The sequence below is a fragment of the Rhodococcus sp. P4_F3_2 genome, assembly GCF_056401335.1.
Genome location: NZ_JBFUJN010000006.1, coordinates 90,152 through 111,295, shown reverse-complemented (window position 1 = coordinate 111,295; position 21,144 = coordinate 90,152). Strand labels below are relative to the sequence as shown.

18 protein-coding genes and 1 pseudogene are annotated in these 21,144 nt (G+C 62.4%); 12 read left to right on the top strand and 7 right to left on the bottom strand.

The window, feature by feature from the left end:
* Nucleotides 1-118: 118 nt before the first annotated feature.
* Both AC1DWA_RS08920 and AC1DWA_RS08915 read right to left on the bottom strand, forming a co-directional pair.
* Nucleotides 119-367, bottom strand: a complete 249-nt coding sequence (locus AC1DWA_RS08920) for a DUF2510 domain-containing protein (protein ID WP_477846246.1) — start codon at nucleotides 365-367, stop codon at nucleotides 119-121.
* A gap of 160 nt (nucleotides 368-527) precedes the next feature.
* Entirely contained in the window at nucleotides 528-1,178 is a 651-nt protein-coding gene (locus AC1DWA_RS08915; RefSeq protein ID WP_477916606.1) for a DUF2510 domain-containing protein, read from the bottom strand.
* A gap of 120 nt (nucleotides 1,179-1,298) precedes the next feature.
* Here AC1DWA_RS08915 and AC1DWA_RS08910 point away from each other — a divergent pair, with 120 nt between their 5' ends.
* Complete coding sequence (locus tag AC1DWA_RS08910) at nucleotides 1,299-1,619, top strand: helix-turn-helix domain-containing protein (RefSeq protein WP_400819686.1); 321 nt, start codon at nucleotides 1,299-1,301, stop codon at nucleotides 1,617-1,619.
* A 304-nt stretch (nucleotides 1,620-1,923) separates the two neighbouring features.
* Here AC1DWA_RS08910 and AC1DWA_RS08905 read toward each other — a convergent pair whose 3' ends face one another.
* The 3 genes from AC1DWA_RS08905 to AC1DWA_RS08895 form a co-directional block, all read right to left on the bottom strand.
* Complete coding sequence (locus AC1DWA_RS08905) at nucleotides 1,924-2,610, bottom strand: DUF8020 domain-containing protein (RefSeq protein ID WP_020970276.1); 687 nt, start codon at nucleotides 2,608-2,610, stop codon at nucleotides 1,924-1,926.
* 548 nt (nucleotides 2,611-3,158) lie between these two features.
* Complete coding sequence (locus tag AC1DWA_RS08900; RefSeq protein ID WP_477846221.1) at nucleotides 3,159-3,353, bottom strand: hypothetical protein; 195 nt, start codon at nucleotides 3,351-3,353, stop codon at nucleotides 3,159-3,161.
* 291 nt (nucleotides 3,354-3,644) lie between these two features.
* Nucleotides 3,645-4,322, bottom strand: a complete 678-nt coding sequence (locus tag AC1DWA_RS08895; RefSeq protein WP_007728823.1) for a TerD family protein — start codon at nucleotides 4,320-4,322, stop codon at nucleotides 3,645-3,647.
* Nucleotides 4,323-4,619: 297 nt separating this feature from the next.
* Here AC1DWA_RS08895 and AC1DWA_RS08890 point away from each other — a divergent pair, with 297 nt between their 5' ends.
* The 8 genes and pseudogenes from AC1DWA_RS08890 to AC1DWA_RS08855 all read left to right on the top strand — a co-directional run.
* Entirely contained in the window at nucleotides 4,620-6,923 is a 2,304-nt protein-coding gene (locus AC1DWA_RS08890; RefSeq protein WP_021345064.1) for a putative bifunctional diguanylate cyclase/phosphodiesterase, read from the top strand.
* Entirely contained in the window at nucleotides 6,916-9,321 is a 2,406-nt protein-coding gene (locus tag AC1DWA_RS08885) for a putative bifunctional diguanylate cyclase/phosphodiesterase (RefSeq protein WP_477916604.1), read from the top strand. The genes AC1DWA_RS08890 and AC1DWA_RS08885 overlap by 8 nt, the downstream gene beginning before the upstream one ends.
* 46 nt (nucleotides 9,322-9,367) lie before the next feature.
* A complete protein-coding gene (locus AC1DWA_RS08880) occupies nucleotides 9,368-10,219 on the top strand; it encodes an SDR family NAD(P)-dependent oxidoreductase (RefSeq protein ID WP_477846219.1) in 852 nt (283 codons plus the stop codon).
* Nucleotides 10,220-10,222: 3 nt separating this feature from the next.
* Nucleotides 10,223-11,128, top strand: a complete 906-nt coding sequence (locus AC1DWA_RS08875; protein WP_477846218.1) for a TIGR03619 family F420-dependent LLM class oxidoreductase — start codon at nucleotides 10,223-10,225, stop codon at nucleotides 11,126-11,128.
* Between the two features lie 68 nt (nucleotides 11,129-11,196).
* Nucleotides 11,197-11,883: a nitroreductase gene (locus AC1DWA_RS08870; protein WP_020908534.1), complete on the top strand. Its 687-nt coding sequence runs from the start codon at nucleotides 11,197-11,199 to the stop codon at nucleotides 11,881-11,883.
* A 73-nt stretch (nucleotides 11,884-11,956) separates the two neighbouring features.
* A complete protein-coding gene (locus tag AC1DWA_RS08865; protein ID WP_477846217.1) occupies nucleotides 11,957-13,093 on the top strand; it encodes a class I SAM-dependent methyltransferase in 1,137 nt (378 codons plus the stop codon).
* A gap of 177 nt (nucleotides 13,094-13,270) precedes the next feature.
* A complete protein-coding gene (locus AC1DWA_RS08860) occupies nucleotides 13,271-14,122 on the top strand; it encodes a Bax inhibitor-1/YccA family protein (protein WP_029536818.1) in 852 nt (283 codons plus the stop codon).
* Between the two features lie 120 nt (nucleotides 14,123-14,242).
* A pseudogene (locus AC1DWA_RS08855) lies at nucleotides 14,243-14,803 on the top strand (enoyl-CoA hydratase/isomerase family protein); the annotation flags it as partial.
* 53 nt (nucleotides 14,804-14,856) lie between these two features.
* Here the strand turns inward: AC1DWA_RS08855 and AC1DWA_RS08850 are convergent.
* Together AC1DWA_RS08850 and AC1DWA_RS08845 are read right to left on the bottom strand one after the other, a co-directional pair.
* Complete coding sequence (locus AC1DWA_RS08850) at nucleotides 14,857-16,074, bottom strand: acetyl-CoA C-acetyltransferase (RefSeq protein ID WP_477916602.1); 1,218 nt, start codon at nucleotides 16,072-16,074, stop codon at nucleotides 14,857-14,859.
* A 121-nt stretch (nucleotides 16,075-16,195) separates the two neighbouring features.
* Entirely contained in the window at nucleotides 16,196-17,167 is a 972-nt protein-coding gene (locus AC1DWA_RS08845; RefSeq protein ID WP_046378939.1) for an SGNH/GDSL hydrolase family protein, read from the bottom strand.
* A 71-nt stretch (nucleotides 17,168-17,238) separates the two neighbouring features.
* Between AC1DWA_RS08845 and AC1DWA_RS08840 the strand changes: the two genes are divergently transcribed.
* The 3 genes from AC1DWA_RS08840 (at nucleotide 17,239) to ilvA (ending at nucleotide 21,140) form a co-directional block, all read left to right on the top strand.
* The gene (locus AC1DWA_RS08840; RefSeq protein WP_003943292.1) at nucleotides 17,239-18,624 is read left to right on the top strand and encodes a cystathionine beta-synthase; all 1,386 of its coding nucleotides are present in this window, start codon (nucleotides 17,239-17,241) and stop codon (nucleotides 18,622-18,624) included.
* A 44-nt stretch (nucleotides 18,625-18,668) separates the two neighbouring features.
* The gene (locus AC1DWA_RS08835; protein WP_003943272.1) at nucleotides 18,669-19,841 is read left to right on the top strand and encodes a cystathionine gamma-synthase; all 1,173 of its coding nucleotides are present in this window, start codon (nucleotides 18,669-18,671) and stop codon (nucleotides 19,839-19,841) included.
* Between the two features lie 135 nt (nucleotides 19,842-19,976).
* Nucleotides 19,977-21,140, top strand: coding sequence for a threonine ammonia-lyase (ilvA, locus tag AC1DWA_RS08830; protein WP_477846245.1), 1,164 nt, complete (start codon nucleotides 19,977-19,979; stop codon nucleotides 21,138-21,140).
* The last annotated feature ends 4 nt before the right edge of the window (nucleotides 21,141-21,144 follow it).

Genomic DNA, 21,144 nt, shown 5'->3' with positions numbered 1-21,144 from the left:
CTGATCTTTATCGTCCGCGAATCATCGCATGCCGCAACCGGCCAGCATCACCCGAACCGTACTTACCGGTCTCAAAAACGGGAAGGCCCCACCAAACGGTGAGGTCTTTGCCGTGGGATCAGTAGGTCGGCGGAATCGGCCCGCCAGCGAGTTGTACATGCGCAGTCCACTGAGTTCCGTCATGCCATCTGACATACGCAGGGTTGGATTGATCCTGATACCAACCCGGAGGGCAGTGGGGAACGGGCTGCGGAGGGCCGGCATGTTGCCGTTGCTGCCACCACTGGAAGGGGGTTTTAATGCTCCACCAAATCGCGATGGCAAGGTACTTGTAGAAGAGCCAGCAAAGGTAGAACGTCCACCACATCATGAGAAGGCCGATGTAGAAGGACCAGGTGACGATTCCCATGTTCCCGTATTTGGTTGGGATTTGGGGTGAGCGAATGGGTGTGGACCAGTAGAGCGGTCCTACGCCGCCTCCGATTCGGAGTCCCACAGTTGCTGCCCTTTCGGTGAATGTTGTGACGCTACTCGGCGAGTTCGATGATGCCGATCTGGAACTGAGGGACGACGATCTCTTTGCCCGATGATGTGAACTGATACTCGCCATCAACGACGACGTGCAACTTCACGGTATCGCCCTCAACGAATGACTCAAGCCCCGTAATTGTTCCGACCAATTGTGCATTCTGGGAATTGCCGATCCCAAGAGGGGAAGTCCCGACGTTCGCCAGGAAACGATCAGTTCCAGTGATGGTGTCGAACTGGTAGATCGACGCGTAGAGGACTATCCGTCGATCCTTGTTTGCCCATGGGTCCTTGACTATCAGTGCGAGATCCCTATCGTCGATTTCCTGGTACGTGGCAGGGTCGGTAGATGTGGGGTCTTTGCGAAGCATCAACTGTGTGTAGGTCGCGTCGTCGATTGTGACGGTTTCCGRCTTCGATCCAGCGAGGTTGGCGACGACGGTTGTGCCCACAACGAGCGCAACGACGCCCGCAGCTAAGGCGATGAGAAACCAGATGACCTTGGTGAGCGCGGTCATCGGAGGCTTCGCGCTTACCCTTGCTAGGTTCGTCGAGCGCGCTTGTGTCTGACTGGTCCATTGCTGCCCGTCCCAGTACCGCACGATTGTGGGGTTCTGCGGGTCTGGGTACCAGCCGGGCTGTGAGTTCATCGTCGCGTCCTTGCTCGGCCCCGTAGTGGGGAAGTGTCAGCAATACATACCAGACAGTCCGGACACTAGCGAAGGTGTATGTGGAAATACTTGGCTGGTGCTCTGAGTTTCAATCGGTGTATGGCCAAAACTGAACCGATTGTGATTTCTCCGGCTGTCGTCGACGGTCTCCGCATGATCTTCGCGCGCCTCGCGAACGACACATCAGCGTTTCGCAGACCGGCGGACATCACCGAATCGGTAGATCGTGACGTCATAACGCCGCGTCTGCTCACCGCCGTTCAAGCTGGCGAGTTCCTTGGTGTGGACCAGACGACCGTTCGAGAGCTATGGCGAGATGGCAAGTTGAAATGCGTTCATATTGGTCGGGGGAGGAAAGTGTCGACTGTCGAACTTTGGCGCTACATCAACGAGCATGAGCAGTTTGACCGCGATCATTGAGTGCTGTTGTGGGTCAACCATTCTCCGTTTATGCGGAGAGTGGTTGACCGAAGTTGTGAACCGGCGACCATTCTGCCCACTTTTTGCCCACAAGCTATCGGCACAGAGCCACACAGCGTGCGCTTAAGCGGAACAGTATGACGAGGTGAGTGGGCGTCCAGCGCCCCTACCTGCAGTGGAATAACGGTTCGAGTCCGACTGGGGGCACCGCGTAGTCCAACATTCGGTGCGATATCGAAGAACCCCGCTCGTCCTCATACGGACGGGCGGGGTTTTCGTGGAGCAACGACTGCTCACCAAGTGGCTACTGGGCCCAGACGGTCGTTCCGGCAGGCGCATTCAGTGTGTTGACGAGATCGATGCCGGCTACGACAGCCGCGCCGCCGCCACCGAGGATCGTTCCGGCCACACCGCCGATTCCGGCTCCTGTTGCGAGGCCACCCAGGCACAGTGCCGCAGCGACGGGGAGTCCGACGATGGTCAAGCCCAGCGGAGCGCCGACAGCGCAACCGATTCCGGCGCCGACGATGGTGCCGAGCAGGCTGCCGACCTGAGTGCCGAGACCGAGCTGACTCTGGAAGTGCGCAATCGCCCGATCATTCTCCTCGGGCGAGGCTACCGGCGTCCATTCCTTTGCCGCAGGCGCACTCTCGGGTCGAGGTGTTGCCTTCGCCGAATCGGTGATCGGTGTCAGTGTGAGGGTCTTACCGTCTTCACTGATCGTGCGATCGAAGGGGAACTGCAGATCCCCGAGGTTGTATGCGAGAGGCAGGGAAACAAGGTCGGCTCCCTTGCTGTCCTGCAAGACGACGGAGTTGCCGTCGCCGGATACCTTGAACAGCCCGGCGTCGATAGTGGTGACGATCGACTTGTCGACGATCTTCGCTTCGTAATTCACGTCGGTCGACGGATCAGCTGACGCGATCCCTGTTGATGCTCCGACTGCAGCGACCGCTAGAGCAGTCACAGCCGCCTTCTTGAAGAAACCCATAGTTCAACCCCGTGTTCGCCTGCGTGTGCTCGCAGAAACTCGACAACTTCGGACATTGGTAAACCCCCGACAAAGCCTTCGTATTAAAGCAGACCGAAGTGACAGAAGGGATAGTTGCGCTCGGGCTGACCGGAAGCGGCCGGTGCAATCAAATTTGCAGTGTGCAGTACCAAGGGATCGAACGTGTGTGCGAAAATGTGGAGATGCGGCTAACCGAGCGATCCCCGGACCGCTGCCCGAACGGACACCCGCTGACGGCCAATACGTGCCTCGTCGGCTGGGAGGTGTGCGGTTGTGCCTCGACCGAGAATGGCGGGCATCGGACCCATTATTGCAGGCGCTGCGGTGAAACTGTCCGGACGCCAGAGTGCGTCGGCGTGGATCCGCAGAAAAGTCGATGGAGTTGAAGGGGTGCCCTGCCTGCTTGGGTGGGGCAACCAGGCAGGGCAGTGGTTGGCCGTCCCTCTCAATACCGACCCACGGCGAACCATTGGCGTTGAAGGTACCCACCGTTCGTGACGCGCGCCACTTACGTACCAGTACCTTCGTTAGCCGAGGTCAGTGGTGGCGACGACGGAAGTCACCGACGTCCCCGCGGGGACGTGGTTCATGGAGAAATCGCGGTCCCGGTCAGGGTTGACGACGCTTGCCACCAGGAGCATGGCGGCGACAAAGAGAACTCCCGCGGTGAGGTAGGCGATTTTCACGGGCAGGCGCGGGCGTCGATCTGAATTCGTGGACATTCGCGTTCTCCATCGGTACATGTTGGACGAACGCTTAGTTTAACAATCAACTAATAAAAGGGGTCCGAACAGTGACGCAAGATACGAAAAGACCCTCGATCTCGGGGGAAATCGAGGGCCTTTCCGGTCGAACGTCGGTGTCGCCAAGCACATAGCGTCACCGACCCACTATCGGTGTCGAGCGTGACCCCTCATGTCCGACCCCACTTCTCGACACTATCCAGTAATTTGCGACATTGTGGACGATTCAGACATTGTCATTCGGATGGGGGACACCCCCGCCCGCGACACCTACTTTCGTCCAGCCGCCCATTTCATTCCCCAGTTGTAGGCCCGATCGAGATCTGACTGACTGCCGTTGATGTACTGAACTTCGCGGGTCACCGTCACGCCCTGACCTGAACTCTGGATGAGAGCGATTGCGCACAACCGCTCCTGGTTGCTGGCCGAATCGAGCCGCACTTCCACCTCGGGGCCGTTGGTGGGATACAGGGTGACGACGCCGTCCACGGCCGCCCAGTTGGGGGCGCCGTCGTAAATCATCGCGAAGATCAGGATTCGCCGGAAAGCGCTTGGGTCACCGAGATTGACGTGCATGTTCTCGCCGCCGGTGTTCGCACCACTTCGGTCGTCGCCGTCGAGGGAGATGTAGGGCGGAGAAGTCAGTGAACCGAAACTGTTGCCCAAGGCCTGAACTACTCCCTTGGACCCGTCGGCAAGTTCGTACAGGCATCCGAGGTCCAGGTCGACCGCGCCAGAACCTGCGCCGGCGAGTTTGGCGAGGAAACCGGTCTTCTTCGGTGGTGCTCCCTGCGACCAGTTGAGGTTCACGCGCATATTGCCTTGTCGTTCACCCGCCTTCGCGAGGTTGACCGTCGGTGCCGATTTGGTGAGCGTGATCTTGCTCAGGCTGACCGGTGCTTGCGACGGAGTGGACTCGCCGGAACGTCGGGTGTAGTCGATTGCCATCGTGATAGTCCTTGTCTGAACTCGAATGAGTCCGATCGTGTTACCCGTCGAGGAATCTCCACCGACGTGATCGGCGATCTCCGGCCATTGTCCCTCATGTCTGATTTCAACCCATCGGCATCAAACTTGCCGCACCAACTACCGGCAGACCAGTAGTTTGCTGATTACTGTGTCTGTGGGCAGACCTGACTCCGAAATAGGTCGGACGTACTGGTTGACACCGCAGTGCCTAATTACGAGAGAATTGCTGAGTCGGACGTCCGATTCGAATTGCGTCGTGGGAGCGGGAGGTAAGTGATGTCGGTCCTGTCTCTTCTGCAACCCCACCAGAGAGAAAGATTGACGCCCGCGCAGCGCGATGACGTCACTCGTGAGCAGATAGCCGTCACCTTCGGCGTGCTGCCGTGGGCCGCTGCTGTCCACCTCGTCGTCACACTCGGGCTGACGTTGTATGTGATTCCGCCGGACAGCGGACCGTTGCCGCGTCTGTGGCCATTCCTGTCCGGAGTGATCGGGTTGGTGGGGATGTGCGTCGGTCTCGCCATTCATTTCAACCTGATCGCACCCACGTACCGGATGTCCTACGCGTTTCTCATCGTCGAATTTGCTGTAGTCGGGATCCTGTATTCCTCGCTCGCCCTGGTCCTGTACCCGATCCTGGACGATTCCGGCGACCTGATCCTGATAGCGGTCACCACATCCATCACCGGTGCCGGAGCCGTGGCCACCGCGATGTTGCGGATGGTGGGGGTCACCTGGATCCTGTCCAATATGGTCATCCTCGGGGTGGCATTCTGGCTTCAACCGGGGCCCGAGTTCGAACGAATTCTCATTGGAATGATCGCCTACGGCGCAGCTCTGATCGGCGGCACGATAGTGGTCTCGGGCAACCTGGAATCTCGCTACCGAGCTGAATTGAGCGCCGCGTCGGAACGATCGGTTGTGCAGATGCTTCTCGAGGATTTCGAAGGCAACGCGGGGGACTTCGTGTGGGAGACGGACCAGAAAGGCAAGTTCAACCGAATCCCGACGCGGCTCGCGGTCGAAGCGGGGCTGGATTCCACCGAGTTGCAGGGAACGGCGTGGCAGGACCTGTTCATGGAGTTGGGCACCCTACGGATCCCCGGCGGAATCGATGCGCTCATGGAGTTGCAGAAAGCCCGCCACACGAAGACCGCATTCGTCGACGTGCTCGTTCCGGTCCGAGTGCACGGTGAAATCCGGTGGTGGCAGATCTCCGGACGCCCGCGCCCCGGCCGCACGCCTGACGAGTTCGTCTGGCGGGGAGTCGGTTCCGACGTCACGGAAGTGAAACTGCAGAGTGACGAGATCGTGCGGATGGGTCGGGTGGACGCACTCACCGGTATGCCGAACCGGCACAGCTTCTGGACCGAGCTCGAGCGACTGCTGCGCGATCCGTACACAAGCGAAAGTGGTCTCGCGTTGGCGATGCTCGACCTCGACAACTTCAAATCGGTCAACGACACACTGGGTCACACCGTTGGCGACGCGGTTCTGCGAGAGGTCGCGGATCGCCTGTCCGAGGCCGGTGGGATGTCACAGTTGTTCGCACGTCTGGGTGGAGACGAGTTCGCGATTCTTTTCACCGATGTAGGTGACAGTTCGCAAGTTCGTACTCTGCTCGGCCGCTACATCGAAACTCTGCATGAGCCGATCACAGTGGCCGGCACGCGGTTGGAGATCGGATGCAGCATCGGGTACTACCTCCCCGCCGAACTGCCGTCCTCCGCCGACGAAATGATGGGCGCTGCGGACCTCGCGTTGTTCGCGGCAAAGGAATCCGGGCGCGGGGCCGTGCGTGAATATCGAGACTCGATGAAGTCCGTGGCCGATCGGCGGGCCCGCCTGCTCGAAGATCTGGGAAACACCGTCGCGGAGAAGGACCTCGAACTCGAGCTGCTGCCCAGGATCGACGTGCTCTCCCGCGAGATCGTGGCCGTGGAGGTCCGCGTGGTCTGGCACAACGCCCGCCTCGGAGCTGTGACGTCCGCCGAATTCATGAGCGTCGCAGACGACACCGGTTTGGCTTATTCACTAGGAACGACCGTCTTCGAGCTGGCGTGCGAGGCGGCGTCGCGTCTTCCTGATCACCTGCGGGTAGCCGTCGCGGTATCGACGCGTCAGCTCGAATCGGATTCCTTTGTCGACTCGATAGGTGATTCGCTTCGACGATCGGACGCCGGCGCACATCAGCTCGAGCTTCAACTCAACGAATCCTCGGCGATCACCGACGAGTCCAAGTCTGCATTGCACGCGATCGCGGACATGGGAATCGCGCTGACCGTGGACGAGTTCGGTGCCGGATTCTCCTCGCTCGCATCACTGTCCGGCCTTCCGTTCACCAGAGTCCGGATAGAACGCTCCATTTCGGGTGCGGCGCCTGGTGGACGGCCGATTCTCGAAGCTGTCGTGGATCTGGTCGACGCGCTGGGAATGGAGGTCGTCGTCTCGGGAGTCGACGGTGAGGAGGACTTGAAGTCCGTGGCCGCTGCAGGGGTGAGGACTGTTCAGGGATACATCGCCGGCGGGGTCATGTCGGTCGACGCGGTCGCAGCGGCGGTAGCAGGCCGACGTGGATGACCCGGCGGTACTCCGTAGGCGTCGTGTCGAGACGTCTGTGCGCAAGCTCGGTCGCAGCGGCACGGAACAACACCTCTCGGATTACGATCGCCGTCGCTTACTCGATCGACGCCTGCGGTTCACCGCGCGCGTACTTCCGTGGTCGTTTCTGACTGCGGCGGTTGCGTTGTCAGCGATCGTGGTGCTCCTGCCGGTGGATGCCGGATGGTTCAGCTTCGCCTGGTCGAGTGTCATGCTGTTGTCGAGCGCTGGGTTCAGTGTCTATTGGCTCCGGCGCTCGCGTATGGGAGTCTCAGAGTCCCAGACCGCCGAATTGGTGGTGCTCACAGTCGAAATCATTGTCTGGGGAGTGCTCCTGGCGTGCTTGGCTCTCGTTCTCTTCCCGATGCTCGATCCTGGTGACGAATTGGTACTGAGTTCGACCTTGATCGGTGGGATCGCGGTCGGCGTGTTTCCCACCATGATGTTTCGCGGAATCACTGTCGTCTGGATCAGCCTGGTGGGAGTCGGGCTGGCCGGGGCGTTCTGGACGGAACCGGGTACATCGCGTTTCGTGCTGATCGGGGTGCTGGTCATCTTCGTAGGTTCGCTCTACAGCGGAACTTTGCTGTTGGCCAACCTCTTCGAGAGACGGCTACGCGCCGAACTCGTAGCCGAGGACGAACGAGATCTCGTCGAATTGTTGCTCAACGATCTCGAAGACGGAGCGCAGGATTGGCTCTGGGAAACCGATTCGCGCGGTATCGCCAGTACCGTGTCGTATCGATTTGCCGAGCAGGTCGGTTTACCGGCAGCGCAGATTCGGGGCCGCACCATGCACGAGATCCTGATCGGGATCGGCGCATCTCGAACAGATGCGGGCAGGAAGTCCCTTGATCTTCTCACCGCGAATTTTCAAGCCGGGACGGCGTTTCGGGACCTCACCATGCAAGTTGTCGTAAGGGGCGATACTCGCTGGTGGTCGATGTCAGGTCACCCCGCCAGCGGCGACGGGGCGGACTACGGGTGGCGCGGTGTCGGATCCGATATCACGCACTCTTATCACCAGCGTCAAAATATCTTGCGACTGGCGGAAGTCGATTCGCTAACCGGGCTCAAGAATCGGTACAGCTTCAACTCTCAGCTCTCGTCGAGGCTTCGGGACGGACGCAGAGTGTGGTTGGCGATTCTGGACCTGGACAACTTCAAGTCGATCAACGACCGGTTGGGACACCACGTCGGAGACGACGTGCTTCGCGATGTTGCGAGCAGGCTGCACAGCGTTCTGCGCTCGAACGAGATCTGTGGGCGACTGGGGGGTGACGAGTTTGCCATCGCCTTCGACGACTCCGCCTTCGACGACTCCGCCTTCGACGACATCGCGAGTGCAGATGAGGTTGAGGAACGATTCCAAACGATTCTCGACTCATTCGAACGACCATTTTCACTGGTCGGCAACCAGATTCGCATTCGTGCCAGTCTGGGGTACGGCTCGATGCCCGACGACGCCGACAGCCTCGAAGACCTGGTGATTGTTGCGGACCTCGCGCTCTACCACGCAAAGGAGAGCGGTCGGAACCAGATCCGCGCCTTCGATGCGACTTTGCGGGATCGTGCGACAGGTAGGGCCAGAGCACTGTTGGATCTTCGGCGTGCGTTGATCGACGAAGAGTTCGAGTTGGTCTATCAACCGCAGGTTTCAGCCGCGACGGGAGTTGTTGTCGGGTTCGAGGCTCTGCTGCGGTGGAACCATCCGACTTCAGGTCTCGTCTCGCCGGGAGACTTCATCTCGGTCGCCGAGGAAACCGGCTTGATCGTGCCGATCGGTGCAGGTGTTTTGCGGGCTGCCTGCACGGCAGCGACAACGTGGCCGGAGGACATTCGGGTTGCCGTCAATGTTTCTCAGGTGCAACTGCGTTCGAGTCGATACGTCGAATCGGTACGCCAGACACTGAACGAGGTGAACCTCCACCCCAGCCGACTCGAGATCGAAGTGACCGAATCGCTGGTCATCGACGACGCCGACCGAGATGTGTTGGTACAGCTCTCGGCGCTCGGAATCGCGATTGCGATGGACGACTTCGGTACAGGGTTCTCCTCGGTTGCCAGCTTGGCCCGGCTGCCGCTCGATCGGTTGAAGATCGATCGGGCGTTCGTCGCACCGCTGGACGCGGATCCCTCGAATTCGAGGTTCGCTGTCCTGCGAGCCGTCATCGCGATTGCCAAATCTCTCGGGCTGGACACCGTTGCCGAGGGCGTGGAGACGGAGAGGCAGCGCGCGATAGTGACGGAGTGCGGATGTGACGTGATCCAGGGGTACTTGGAGGGAATRCCGATACGGGCAGCCGAGATTCCGGACTATTTGAATGAGCGACCAGGCGGTCCGAGCAGGCTGGGTGTCGCGGCTACCACTGAGTGAGAACTTTGCGCCCGTTTTGGCGATCGATGTGTGACGGTACGCCGAAGTGATTCACATCGAACTGCAGAAGGGTGTCTTCGTGGTGGTCGGATCGGCGTACTTCCCAGGGCCGATGTTGGTGGGTAAGAAGGCAGTGGTCACAGGCGGTTCCCAGGGAATCGGCGCAGCGATCGTTCGAGCATTTGCCTCGCATGGCGCGTCAGTTCTGGTTGTGGACATGGCACCGCTGGGCGAGGTCGAATTCGACTCAGCTGCAGGTGGTTCGATCAACCATCTCGAGTACGACGTGCGTGCGCAGGAGGTCCCCGTCGCGTTGACCGAGTTCGCGCCGGACGTTCTGGTGAACAATGTGGGTCATTTCCTGAACCCGCCGACAGCGTTCGCCGGTACGGATCCAGGATTCTGGTCCGAGGCGGGCAACATCAATTTCGATCACGTCGTGCGCCTGACCCATGCCCTGCTTCCCGGCATGATCGATCGCGGAGTCGGTGGATCGATCGTGAACCTGACGACGGTGGAGGCGCATCGAGCGATCCCGGGCCACACCATGTACTCGGCATACAAGGCCGCGCTGACGCAGTTCACCAGAAGTCTTGGTGTGGAGATCGGTCGAACCGGAGTGCGCGTCAACGCCATTGCCCCGGATCTGATCGAGTCGGTACAGGTGCCGTATCGCAGGATCGTCCCTGCCGACGACTGGGACAAGTGGCCGGGGTGGGCGCCGCTGGGTGGACCGGGCCAGCCGGTCGACATTGCCGGCCCCGCGCTGTTCCTGGCTTCAGACCTGGCGAGATACATCACCGGAACCGTCATCCACGTCGACGGCGGCTCGCACGCTGCCGGAGGCTGGTTCCCCACCGAAGAAGGCGGCTGGACCAACCGGCCCCGAAAGGCTTGACACATGACAACTTTCAGTCTGAACGTTCCTAATTTCGGCACCACTCTCGCGGAGAACTCCTACGGGAAACTCGTGCAGGTCTGTCAGAGCGCGGAAGCTGCCGGCTTCGACCGGGTCCTCGTCACCGATCATGTGGTGATGGGCTCGGACAACTCGGCATATACGTGGTCGGCGTTCCCCACCGAGCCTGACGCCAACTGGCTCGAACCGCTGACCGTCCTGGCTTTTGTTGCCGGACAGACGAAGACAATTCGCTTGGGGACAGGAATCGTCATCGCGGCGCTTCGCGGGGGAGCGGTACTTGCCAAGACTGCCGCGACACTCGATCTGCTGTCCGGTGGCCGCCTCGACCTTGGCGTCGGAACCGGTTGGCAGAAACGCGAATACGACGCGGTCGGTATGGACTTCGGTAAACGAGGACCGTTGCTCGACGACGCTCTCGCTGTGTGCCGGGCCCTGTGGAGTTCGGCGCCGGCGAGCATCGACACTCCTCGTCTGAAGTTCGACGACGTGTATTGCGCGCCCCGTCCAGCCGCTGGAATCCCGATCTGGGTATCCGGTTCGCTCTCCAAAGCCGTCGTACGACGCGTCGCAACCTGGGGTGACGGGTGGATTCCGATCATGGGCGCCGCGGACGACGACCTACGTGAAGGGATCGATGTCATCGGGAAGGCCATGGCGGATCTCGGACGCGATCCAGCGGAATTGCAGGTCCGTGGGCGACTGACCGTTGTTCGCGGGGCTGACGGTTCGATCGATCTCCCGGCGACGATGATCGGTGCCGAACAGCTGCTCGAATCCGGTGCTACCGATGTGCTGGTCGCGCTGGCAGCTGTTGATCCGGATCCGGACACGGCGATGTCGGAGTTCGGCGAGCTGGTGTCGGCCTTCGCAAAGGTGACCCGATGACTATTGCGTTGAAGCGATAGTTCTATCGTGCGAAGTGTTGTAGTGCAGCCTGATCGAGGAGAGAACACATGACCGAGAGCATCGTCGTGGATACGAGCCTGGAAGGGTTGCTCGATGCCCGGATCAGCTGCCGCGCCTACGAGGACCGTCAGGTGCCACGTGAGGTGATCGAGGAGATCCTTCGGCTGGCGCAGAAGACGCCCTCGTGGTGCAACACGCAACCGTGGCAGGTTGCGATCACCGAAGGAGAGGGCACAGAACGATTCCGCGCCGGCCTCGGTGAGTACGTGATGGCCAACGCCCAGGAGTCGGACTTCGAGTTCCCCCGCGAGTACCAGGGCATCTACAAGTCGCGTCGGTTCGACTGTGCGATGGCGCTGTATTCGAGCGTCGGAATCGAGCACGGTGACCGCGCCGGTTCCGCGGCACAGACGATGAAGAACTTCGAGCTCTTCGGCGCTCCCCACGTCGCGATCATCACCACCGACGAGGCATTGGGCACCTACGGCGCTGTCGACTGTGGGTTGTACGTGAACAGCTTCCTGCTCGCGGCCCAGAGCCTGGGGGTGGCCACCATTCCGCAGGCGGCGCTCGCGGGTAGCTCCAAGTTCATTCACGAGCACTTCGGCATCGACGACACGCGCAAGGTCGTGTGCGCGATCTCGTTCGGGTACCCCGACACCGACCACCCGGTGAACGGATTCCGCACCGAACGCGAAACCGTCGACAACGTCGTGCAGTGGATGTCGAACTGATGGGGATGTCGAACTGATCACCTGCTGGTCGGGGGATTGAGTGTTGCGTAGTTCCACCTGAAAGACTGGTGGCATGTCCGACACACCCGAACTGTTCGATCGTCTGCGCCGATTTCCCGATGTCGAGGCACCCAATCTCTTTGCCGTCGACGCGGCTGATCGTCTGATCCTCGACGAGGCCGCCGACGCTCTTGCCGCGGCACCGGCGGGCACCGTCGTCGTGATCGGCGATCACTACGGTGCGCTGACCGGCGGTGTTGCGCTCGTTCACGGAATCGCCGGCGTGCGGGTTCACCAGGATCCGCTCACCGGAGAGTTGGCCCTCGCGAACAATGCGCGCGAACTCGGTTTCAGTGACGCCTTCACCTCCCACGGACTGGACGAGGAGTTGCTCAGCGGCGCCCGCGTCGTGCTCATGCAATTGCCGCGTAGCCTCGCTGAACTTGCCGAGATCGCTCAGCTGATCGCGCTCCACGCCGACCCGGCGGTTCGTGTCTTCGCCGGTGGGCGTGACAAGCACATCACCCCGGCGATGAACAAGGTTCTCGGCGAATCGTTTTCCGACGTCAGCGCCTCGCGTGGGCGTCAGAAGTCCCGCGTACTCAAGGCATCGGAACCGAAGGCCGATGTTGCCATCACGTTCCCGATGACCGAACGCCTCGACGAGTTCGACCTCGACGTCGTTGCTCACGGCGCCGTGTTTGCCGGTGCGAGCCTGGATATCGGCACCCGCTTGCTCCTGGAGAACCTCGGAAAGATTGCGGTCGATCCGTTGAGCGACGTGATCGATCTGGGTTGTGGCAGCGGCATTCTCGCGGCGGCGATCGCGCGGAAGTTCGCGGATGTCCACGTGATCGCAACGGATCAGTCCTCGGCAGCCGTCGCTTCGGCTCTGGCGACCGCAACTGCAAACGGCGTCGGCGATCGGGTGAGCGGCCTGCGCGACGATGCCGTGAGTTCGTTGCCCAGTGCGAGTGCCGATCTGGTTCTGTTGAACCCGCCGTTCCACGTCGGCGCGGCGGTGCACACCGGCGGAGCACTCAAGATGTTCGAAGCCGCCGGTCGCGTCCTGCGTCCGGGTGGCGAGTTGTGGACTGTTCACAACGCGCATCTGGGGTATCGCGAACCGCTGAAAGCCGCGGTGGGACCGAGCGAGGCGATGGCGAAGAACGCGAAGTTCATCGTGATGAAGTCGGTCAAACCGTCCTAGTATCGAAGAGTGTTGATCTTCCGGAAATGCGCCGGGAACTACAACCGACGCTTCGACGTTGTAAATTACGAGTGCTTTACTTTTAGTTAGGTACACGGACCGTGCCGGAAACTCGGATCCGTACGGCGAACCCGCGACGCACCCGTCGTAGGCCACCACGATGAAGGGATGATCACGGTGCGCACCACCAGCAACCCGGTGTTCCGCAATCTGCCCAAGCAAGAGGGCAACGGATACGCCTCGTTCGGATCTGCGACGGCGGGCGCCTCGCAGGCAACCCAGCAGTTCGGTCAGCCGCAGTACGCTCCGGCCGAGCCGTACCAGACCGGTCCCACCTCGCGGGCCATGACGATCGACGACGTCGTCACCAAGACGGGCATCACGCTCGGCGTGCTGACGATCTCGGCACTGGTGTCGTACTTCCTCGTCAACAACAACGCCGACCTCGCTACCCCGCTGGTCATCGGCGGCGGTCTCGTCGGCCTCGTTCTGGTTCTGGTCGCGACGTTCGGCCGCAAGATGGACAACCCGGCAATCGTGTTGGCGTACGCCGTCGCCGAGGGTCTGTTCCTCGGTGCGCTGTCGTTCATGTTCACCGATATTCAATTCGGTGGCGTCGGCGGATCGGCACTGATCGCGCAGGCAGTCCTCGGCACCTTCGGCGTGTTCTTCGGCATGCTCGTGGTTTACAAGACCGGCGCGATTCGGGTGACACCGCGTCTGACGCGAATGATCATCGGCGCGTTGATCGGCGTTGTCGTTCTGGCGCTCGGCAACCTCGTCGCGAGCTTCTTCGTCGACGGCGGACTGGGACTGCGTGACGGCGGAACGCTCGCCATCATCTTCAGCCTCGTCTGCATCGGCATCGCAGCCTTCAGCTTCCTGCTCGACTTCGACGCCGCTGATCAGCTGATCCGCGCACAGGCGCCCGAGAAGGCAGCCTGGGGCGTCGCATTCGGCCTCACCGTCACCTTGGTCTGGCTGTACGTCGAGATCCTGCGTCTGCTGAGCTACTTCAACAACGACTAGTTCTCGAGTCGTTCCGTAACACGAAGAAGGGCCCCGCGAGGGGCCCTTCTTTTGTCGTCTGTGGGCGATTACGGTGCTTGGATACCTAGCAACTGCTTGGTTTGGAGCGAAGGGGAGCGAATGTCGACAAACACCACCGAACCCGTGCTGGTGGCGGATGCCGGAGCAGTGCGAACGCTGACCTTCAACAATCCGGGCCGCCTGAACGCTTTCGATGCGGCCGGCTTTCGAGCGTTGACCAAGGCGCTTGACGACGCGGCGTCGGACGAAGCCGTGGCCGTGGTGATCGTCGAGGGCGCAGGCAAGGCATTTTCCAGTGGCGTCGACCTACGCGCACTCGCCGAACCAGGCACCGACAATTCAGACTTCGGCAATGCATTCGCGCCGCTGATCGTTGCGCTGGCGGAGTTCCCGAAGCCATTGATCGCCGCGGTGCACGGCGCTGCCGTAGGCATCGGCCTGACCATGCTGCTCTACTGTGACGTCGTCTACGTTGCCGAGAACGCACGCCTGCGGGCACCGTTCACGTCGCTGGGTACAGCTCCCGAAGCTGCCAGTAGTTGGTTGCTGCCCAAGGTGATCGGAACGCAGCGAGCCGCCGAGCTGATCCTGTCGGCCCGGTGGCTCAGCGGCGTCGAAGCTGCCGCCTACGGACTGGCGACAGCCGCCGTACCGGCCGACCAGGTACAGGGCCCGGCAGAAGCCGGGCGGCCGCTTTCTACGTGCTCAGGGGATCAGCTGAGGCGCTCGATCACCATTGCCATGCCCTGTCCGCCGCCGACACACATGGTCTCGACGCCGAAGGTCTTGWCCTGCTCCTGCAGGTTGTTGATCAGGGTGTTGGTGATGCGGGCACCGGTCATACCGAAGGGGTGACCCAGGGCGATCGCGCCACCGGAGATGTTGAGCTTGTCCTCTTCGATGCCCAGTTCGCGAGCGGATCCGAGGACCTGCACGGCGAATGCCTCGTTGATCTCGAACAGGTCGATGTCGGAGATCGACTTGCCGGCGATCTTCAGGGCGTTCTTGACGGCCTGGATCGGGCCGAGGCCCATGATCTCGGGGGACAGGCCCGAGACGCCGGTGGAGACGATGCGAGCGAGCGGGGTCAGGCCGAGTGCCTTCGCCTTGGTGTCGGACATGATCACCAGTGCGGCTGCGCCGTCGTTGAGCGGGCAGGCGTTGCCGGCGGTGACGGTGCCGTCGGGGCGGAAGACGGGCTTGAGGCCGCTGATGCCCTCGTAGGTGGTGCCGGCGCGGGGGCCGTCGTCCTTGGAGACGACGGTGCCGTCGGCGAGCGTGACGGGCGTGATCTCACGCTCGAAGAAGCCGCGAGCGATGGCTTCCTCGGCGCGGTTCTGGCTGCGCACTGCCCAGCGGTCCTGGTCTTCGCGGGTGATGCCGGTGGCCGAAGCGACGTTCTCGGCGGTCTGGCCCATGCCCAGGTACACATCGGGGATCAGGCCTTCTTCGCGAGGATCGGTCCAGGCGACTCCACCCTCGGCGAGCTTGGCGCTACGAGCCTGCGCTGCGTCGAAGAGCGGGTTCTTGGTGTTGGGTAGGCCGTCGGCGTTGCCCGTGATGAAGCTGGAGACGGACTCGACGCCGGCGGAGATGAAGACGTCGCCCTCGCCTGCGCGGATGGCGTGCAGTGCCATCCGGGTGGTCTGCAGCGAGGAGGAACAGTAACGGTTGACCGTCACACCGGGGAGGAAGTCGTAGCCGAGCTGAACGGCGACGACGCGGGCGATGTTGAAGCCCGACTGGCCGGCGGGCTGGCCGCAACCGAGCATGAGGTCGTCGATCTCGGTGGGGTCGAGCTCGGGGATCTTTGCCAACGCGGCGGCAACCATCTGGGTTGCGAGGTCATCCGGGCGGATGTCCTTGAGCGAACCCTTCATTGCGCGGCCGATGGGCGACCGTACTGCTGAGACGATTACTGCCTCGGGCATGAAAACTCCTTTTGTGTACTGCTCGTGGGCGGCTTGAAACGCCGTCGAGCAGGGCAAGTTGAATGCAGCTTCGACTTACAATTTACGTTGCCGCTCCCAGATGGTGGTCACGCAGTCTCACTCAGTTGACGTCGGGGCGCTGAACTGCGGGTTTGGTGCGTCTCGCGAAGGCTTTCCACTGAGTTGCCGCTGCCGTCAGTCGGGCTGCGACGGTGCGAGCTTGCGCCGCCTCCGAGACGTGGGGAAGTTCGGGTAGCGGGCCACCCTGCCACTCACCCAGAGCCGACGCGAGAACCGGGACGATCTGCTTCGCCGCGAGCTCGTAGCCGGCCGCCGACGGGTGGAAACGATCAGCCGAGAACATCGTGTCGGGCGAGGCCAGGAATTCCTTGGCCAGCAGGTCGGCTAGTGGAACGGGATGACCCCCGGCGTTTCTGGTCGCGGACGCCTGGGCGAGCGCGAGACGATGACCCCATTCACGCACCACGGAGCGCAGTGGTTGCGGGATAGCCGTGACCACCCCCAGATCCGGGCAGGTGCCGACAACAACGACGGCGCCACTCTCGCGTAGCCGTCGTACCGCGTCGCCGAGGCGTTTTGCCGAAGCATGAATTGCGTTCTTCGCCGTGACGTCGTTGGCGCCGATCAGGATCACGGCAGCATCCGGGGGAGGGCCGGCGACGAACATGGCGTCGACCTGCCCACTCAACCCGCGTGAGGTGGCGCCGCCGATGGCCTTGGTGCTCAAACGGATTCGCTTCCCGGTTTCACTCGCAAGCAGCTTCGCGACCTGCACACCCGGAACTTCCGACGCCGTCAGCGCGCCGACGCCGGCCGCCGACGAATCGCCGAAGATCATCAAGTGGAGATCGAAGGGCACGGCCCGCCACCAGAGTTCCGGGTTGTCGGCGCCGGGTGCGTACACCCCGTCCGCCTCGGGTGGCTTGGCGATATTGCGACCGATCACCCCACGGGCCGCCCCCGCCTGCGACATCAGATAGTTGTAGCCCAACCAGGAGAGCGTGCCTGCACTCGATCCGGCCACCACCGTGGCCACCGACGCTTTCAGTCCGGTTCGACTCACACTTGCCAATCTAGCCGGATTGCACCACCTTCGCCCGACGTCCGCGCGCACCGTTTTCTTTCATCTGGGAACATGGACGAATGCGCATCGCGGAACACGTCGTCGACCTCATCGGCAACACCCCACTCGTCAAACTCACGTCCGTCACTGGCGAAAACTTCGGCACGGTGGCAGCCAAGGTCGAATACCTCAACCCTGGCGGTAGCTCCAAGGACCGCATCGCCGTCAAGATGATCGACGCAGCCGAGGCTTCGGGTGAACTGAAGCCTGGCGGCACCATCGTCGAGCCGACTTCGGGCAACACCGGAATCGGCTTGGCACTCGTGGCGCAAAAGCGTGGATACAAGTGCGTTTTCGTCTGCCCAGACAAGGTCAGCGAAGACAAGCGCAACGTCCTGCGTGCCTACGGCGCCGAGGTGGTCGTGTGCCCCACGGCCGTCGCACCGGACAACCCGAACAGCTACTACAGCGTCTCCGACCGCCTCACCCGTGAGATCCCCGGCGCCTGGAAGCCCAACCAGTACTCCAACCCGGGCGGACCGGAGAGCCACTACGAGACCACCGGTCCCGAGATCTGGGCCGACACCGACGGCAAGATCACGCACTTCGTCGCGGGCGTCGGCACCGGCGGCACCATCACCGGCACCGGCCGCTACCTCAAGGAAGTTTCGGGCGGCAAGGTCAAGGTCATCGGCGCAGACCCCGAAGGCTCCGTCTACTCCGGCGGCACCGGTCGCCCGTACCTGGTCGAAGGCGTCGGCGAAGACTTCTGGCCGTCGGCATACGACCCGTCCATCCCGGACGAGATCATCGCCGTCTCGGATGCCGATTCCTTCGAGATGACGCGTCGCCTCGCCCGCGAAGAGGGACTGCTGGTCGGCGGTTCCTGCGGTATGGCAGTCGTCGCTGCCCTCGAAGTAGCCAAGCGCGAAGGCCCCGACGCTCTGATCGTCGTCCTCCTCCCGGACGGCGGCCGCGGCTACCTGTCCAAGATCTTCAACGATCAGTGGATGGCGTCGTACGGATTCCTGCGCACCCCACTCGACGGCAAGACCAACGTCCCCACCGTCGGCGACGTCCTGCGCGGCAAGTCGGGCGAGCTGCCGGACCTCGTTCACACTCACCCGTCGGAGACTCTGCGCGACGCGATCGAGATCCTGCGCGAGTACGGGGTGTCCCAGATGCCCGTCGTCGGTGCAGAACCGCCGGTCATGGCAGGCGAGGTCGCCGGAAGCGTGTCCGAGCGAGATCTGCTGAGCGCGGTATTCGAAGGCCGTGCGCACCTTGCGGATTCCGTCGAGAAGCACATGAGCAAGCCGTTCCCGCTCATCGGTTCCGGCGAGCCGGTCTCGGCTGCCACGAAGGCGCTCGGTGACACCGACGCACTCATGGTCGTCGACGACGGCAAGCCGGTCGGTGTCATCACGCGCCACGATCTCCTGGGTTTCCTGAGTTCGGATTCCTGAGTTCGGATTCCTGCGCCGGTGCCGGCGCCATTAGGCTGGGGACCATGAGTGAGCAACGCAGCAAGGCCGACAACATCAGCTGGCAGGGTTTCTCCACGAAAGCGGTGCATGCGGGTTACGAACCCGATCCGCTGACCGGTGCGGTCAACGTGCCGATCTACGCAAGTTCCACCTTCGCCCAAGACGGCGTCGGTGGAATGCGCAGTGGCTTCGAGTACGCGCGAACGGGCAACCCCACCCGTCGCCCGCTCGAGGCGAACCTTGCCGCGCTCGAATCCGGAACCTACGGCCGAGCGTTCAGTTCGGGAATGGCGGCCACCGACTGCCTGCTCCGTTCGGTGCTTCGACCGGGCGATCACCTGGTCATCCCCGACGACGCGTACGGCGGAACCTTCCGTCTCATCGACAAGGTGTTCACGCAGTGGGGGATCGAGTACACCCCGGCTCCGGTGTCCGACGTCGATGCGGTGCGCGCGGCGATGAAGTCCAACACCAAGCTGGTCTGGGTCGAGACGCCCACGAACCCGCTGCTCAATATCGGTGACATCGAGCTCCTTGCCGAGGTCGCCCACGAGGGCAACGCAAAGATCGTGGTGGACAACACCTTCGCGTCGCCGTACCTGCAGCAGCCGCTGCAGCTCGGTGCCGACATCGCGCTGCACTCCACGACCAAGTACATCGGCGGACACTCCGACGTGGTCGGTGGCGCTCTCGTCTGCAACGACGAAGAACTGGACACCGCGTTTGCCTTCCTGCAGAACGGATCCGGCGGCGTTCCCGGCCCGTTCGACGCGTTCCTGACGTTGCGCGGAATCAAGACACTGGCGCTGCGCATGGAGCGTCACAGTGACAACGCGGAGAAGGTTGTCGAATTGCTCGACGGCCACCCCGCGGTTGCCGGCGTCATCTACCCGGGCCTGGCTTCGCATCCGTCACACAAGGTCGCGGCCAAGCAGATGCGACGCTTCGGCGGCATGATCTCCGTCCGCCTCAAGGGCGGCAAGGCGGCAGCTCTCGACCTGTGCTCGCGCACCGAGATCTTCACGCTGGCAGAATCTCTCGGCGGCGTCGAATCTCTCATCGAGTTCCCCGGCGCGATGACCCACGCCTCGACGGCCGGTTCCGCTCTCGAGGTTCCCGACGATCTGGTTCGCCTGTCGGTCGGCATCGAAGACGCCTCCGATCTGGTCGGCGACATCGAGCAAGCGCTGTCCTGATCTTCGCTCTACAGTAATTCGACTTCGAATCTGCAGTGCGCCTTCACACCTCACGAGGGTGTGGAGGCGCACTTTCTGGAGGCATGCGTGAATCTCGAACAGATAAAGGCTGCACAGCAACTGCTCGCCCCGGTCATGCGACGCACCCCGGTCGTGGCCTCGCGAGTGTTGTCCGAAACCACCGGCTTCGCCGTGAGCTTGAAATGTGAAAACCTGCAGCGCACCGGCTCTTTCAAGCCGCGCGGTGCGTACAACCGCATTGCCAATCTTTCCGCAGAGGAACGGGCAGCGGGCGTGGTGGCGGCCAGTGCCGGTAACCATGCGCAGGGAGTTGCCTGGTCTGCAACAGAACTGGGAATCAAGTCGACCGTCTTCATGCCGACGGGTGCGCCGCTGCCGAAGTTGGTGGCCACCAAGGCATATGGAGCTCAGGTCCACCTGCACGGTTCGACTGTCGACGACGCGCTCGTGGCCGCTCGCGAATTCGCGGACCGGACCGGAGCGGTTCTGGTCCACCCGTTCGATCACGAGGACGTCGTGGCGGGGCAGGGGACTGTGGGGCTCGAAATCCTCGAGCAACTGCCTGAGGTCGGCACGATCCTCGTCCCGACCGGCGGCGGCGGTTTGATCGCCGGAGTGGCCGCAGCAGTCAAAGCTGTATGCCCGCAGGTCCGCATCGTCGGAGTGCAGGCCGAGACGGCGGCTGCCTGGCCGGCGTCGTTGGCAGCCGGGAAGCCGACCGCCTTGGCGTCGATGTCCACGATGGCAGACGGTATCGCCGTTGGCTGCCCTGGCGAGGTTCCGTTCGCCGAAGTTGCCGCCCATGTCGATGCCGTGGTGACGGTCAGCGAGGAAGCGCTGTCCAAAGCGCTCCTGCTGTGCCTCGAACGCGCCAAGCTCATCGTCGAACCGGCCGGCGTTGCGGCCGTTGCGGCCTTGATGACCTGCTCTCCGGAGGAGCTGGGACTGACAGGGCCGGTGTGCGCCGTGCTTTCCGGCGGCAACATCGATCCGCTACTTCTCACGCACGTCATCTCGCACGGTCTGCGAGCGGCCGGACGGTTCCTCGGCGTTCACATCACCATCGACGATCGGCCGGGCGCACTGGTCTCGTTGCTCGAAGTGGTTCGGGCGAACGGCGCCAGTGTGGTCGACGTCATCCATTCCCGTACCGGTGGCGAACTCGCGCTCGACGAAGTGGAAGTCTTCCTCACCGTCGAGACGCGGGGTCCGGACAACAAGGCGGAACTTCTCACCGCCTTCGACCGTGCCGGCTACGCCGTACGACTGCAGAACTGACGCG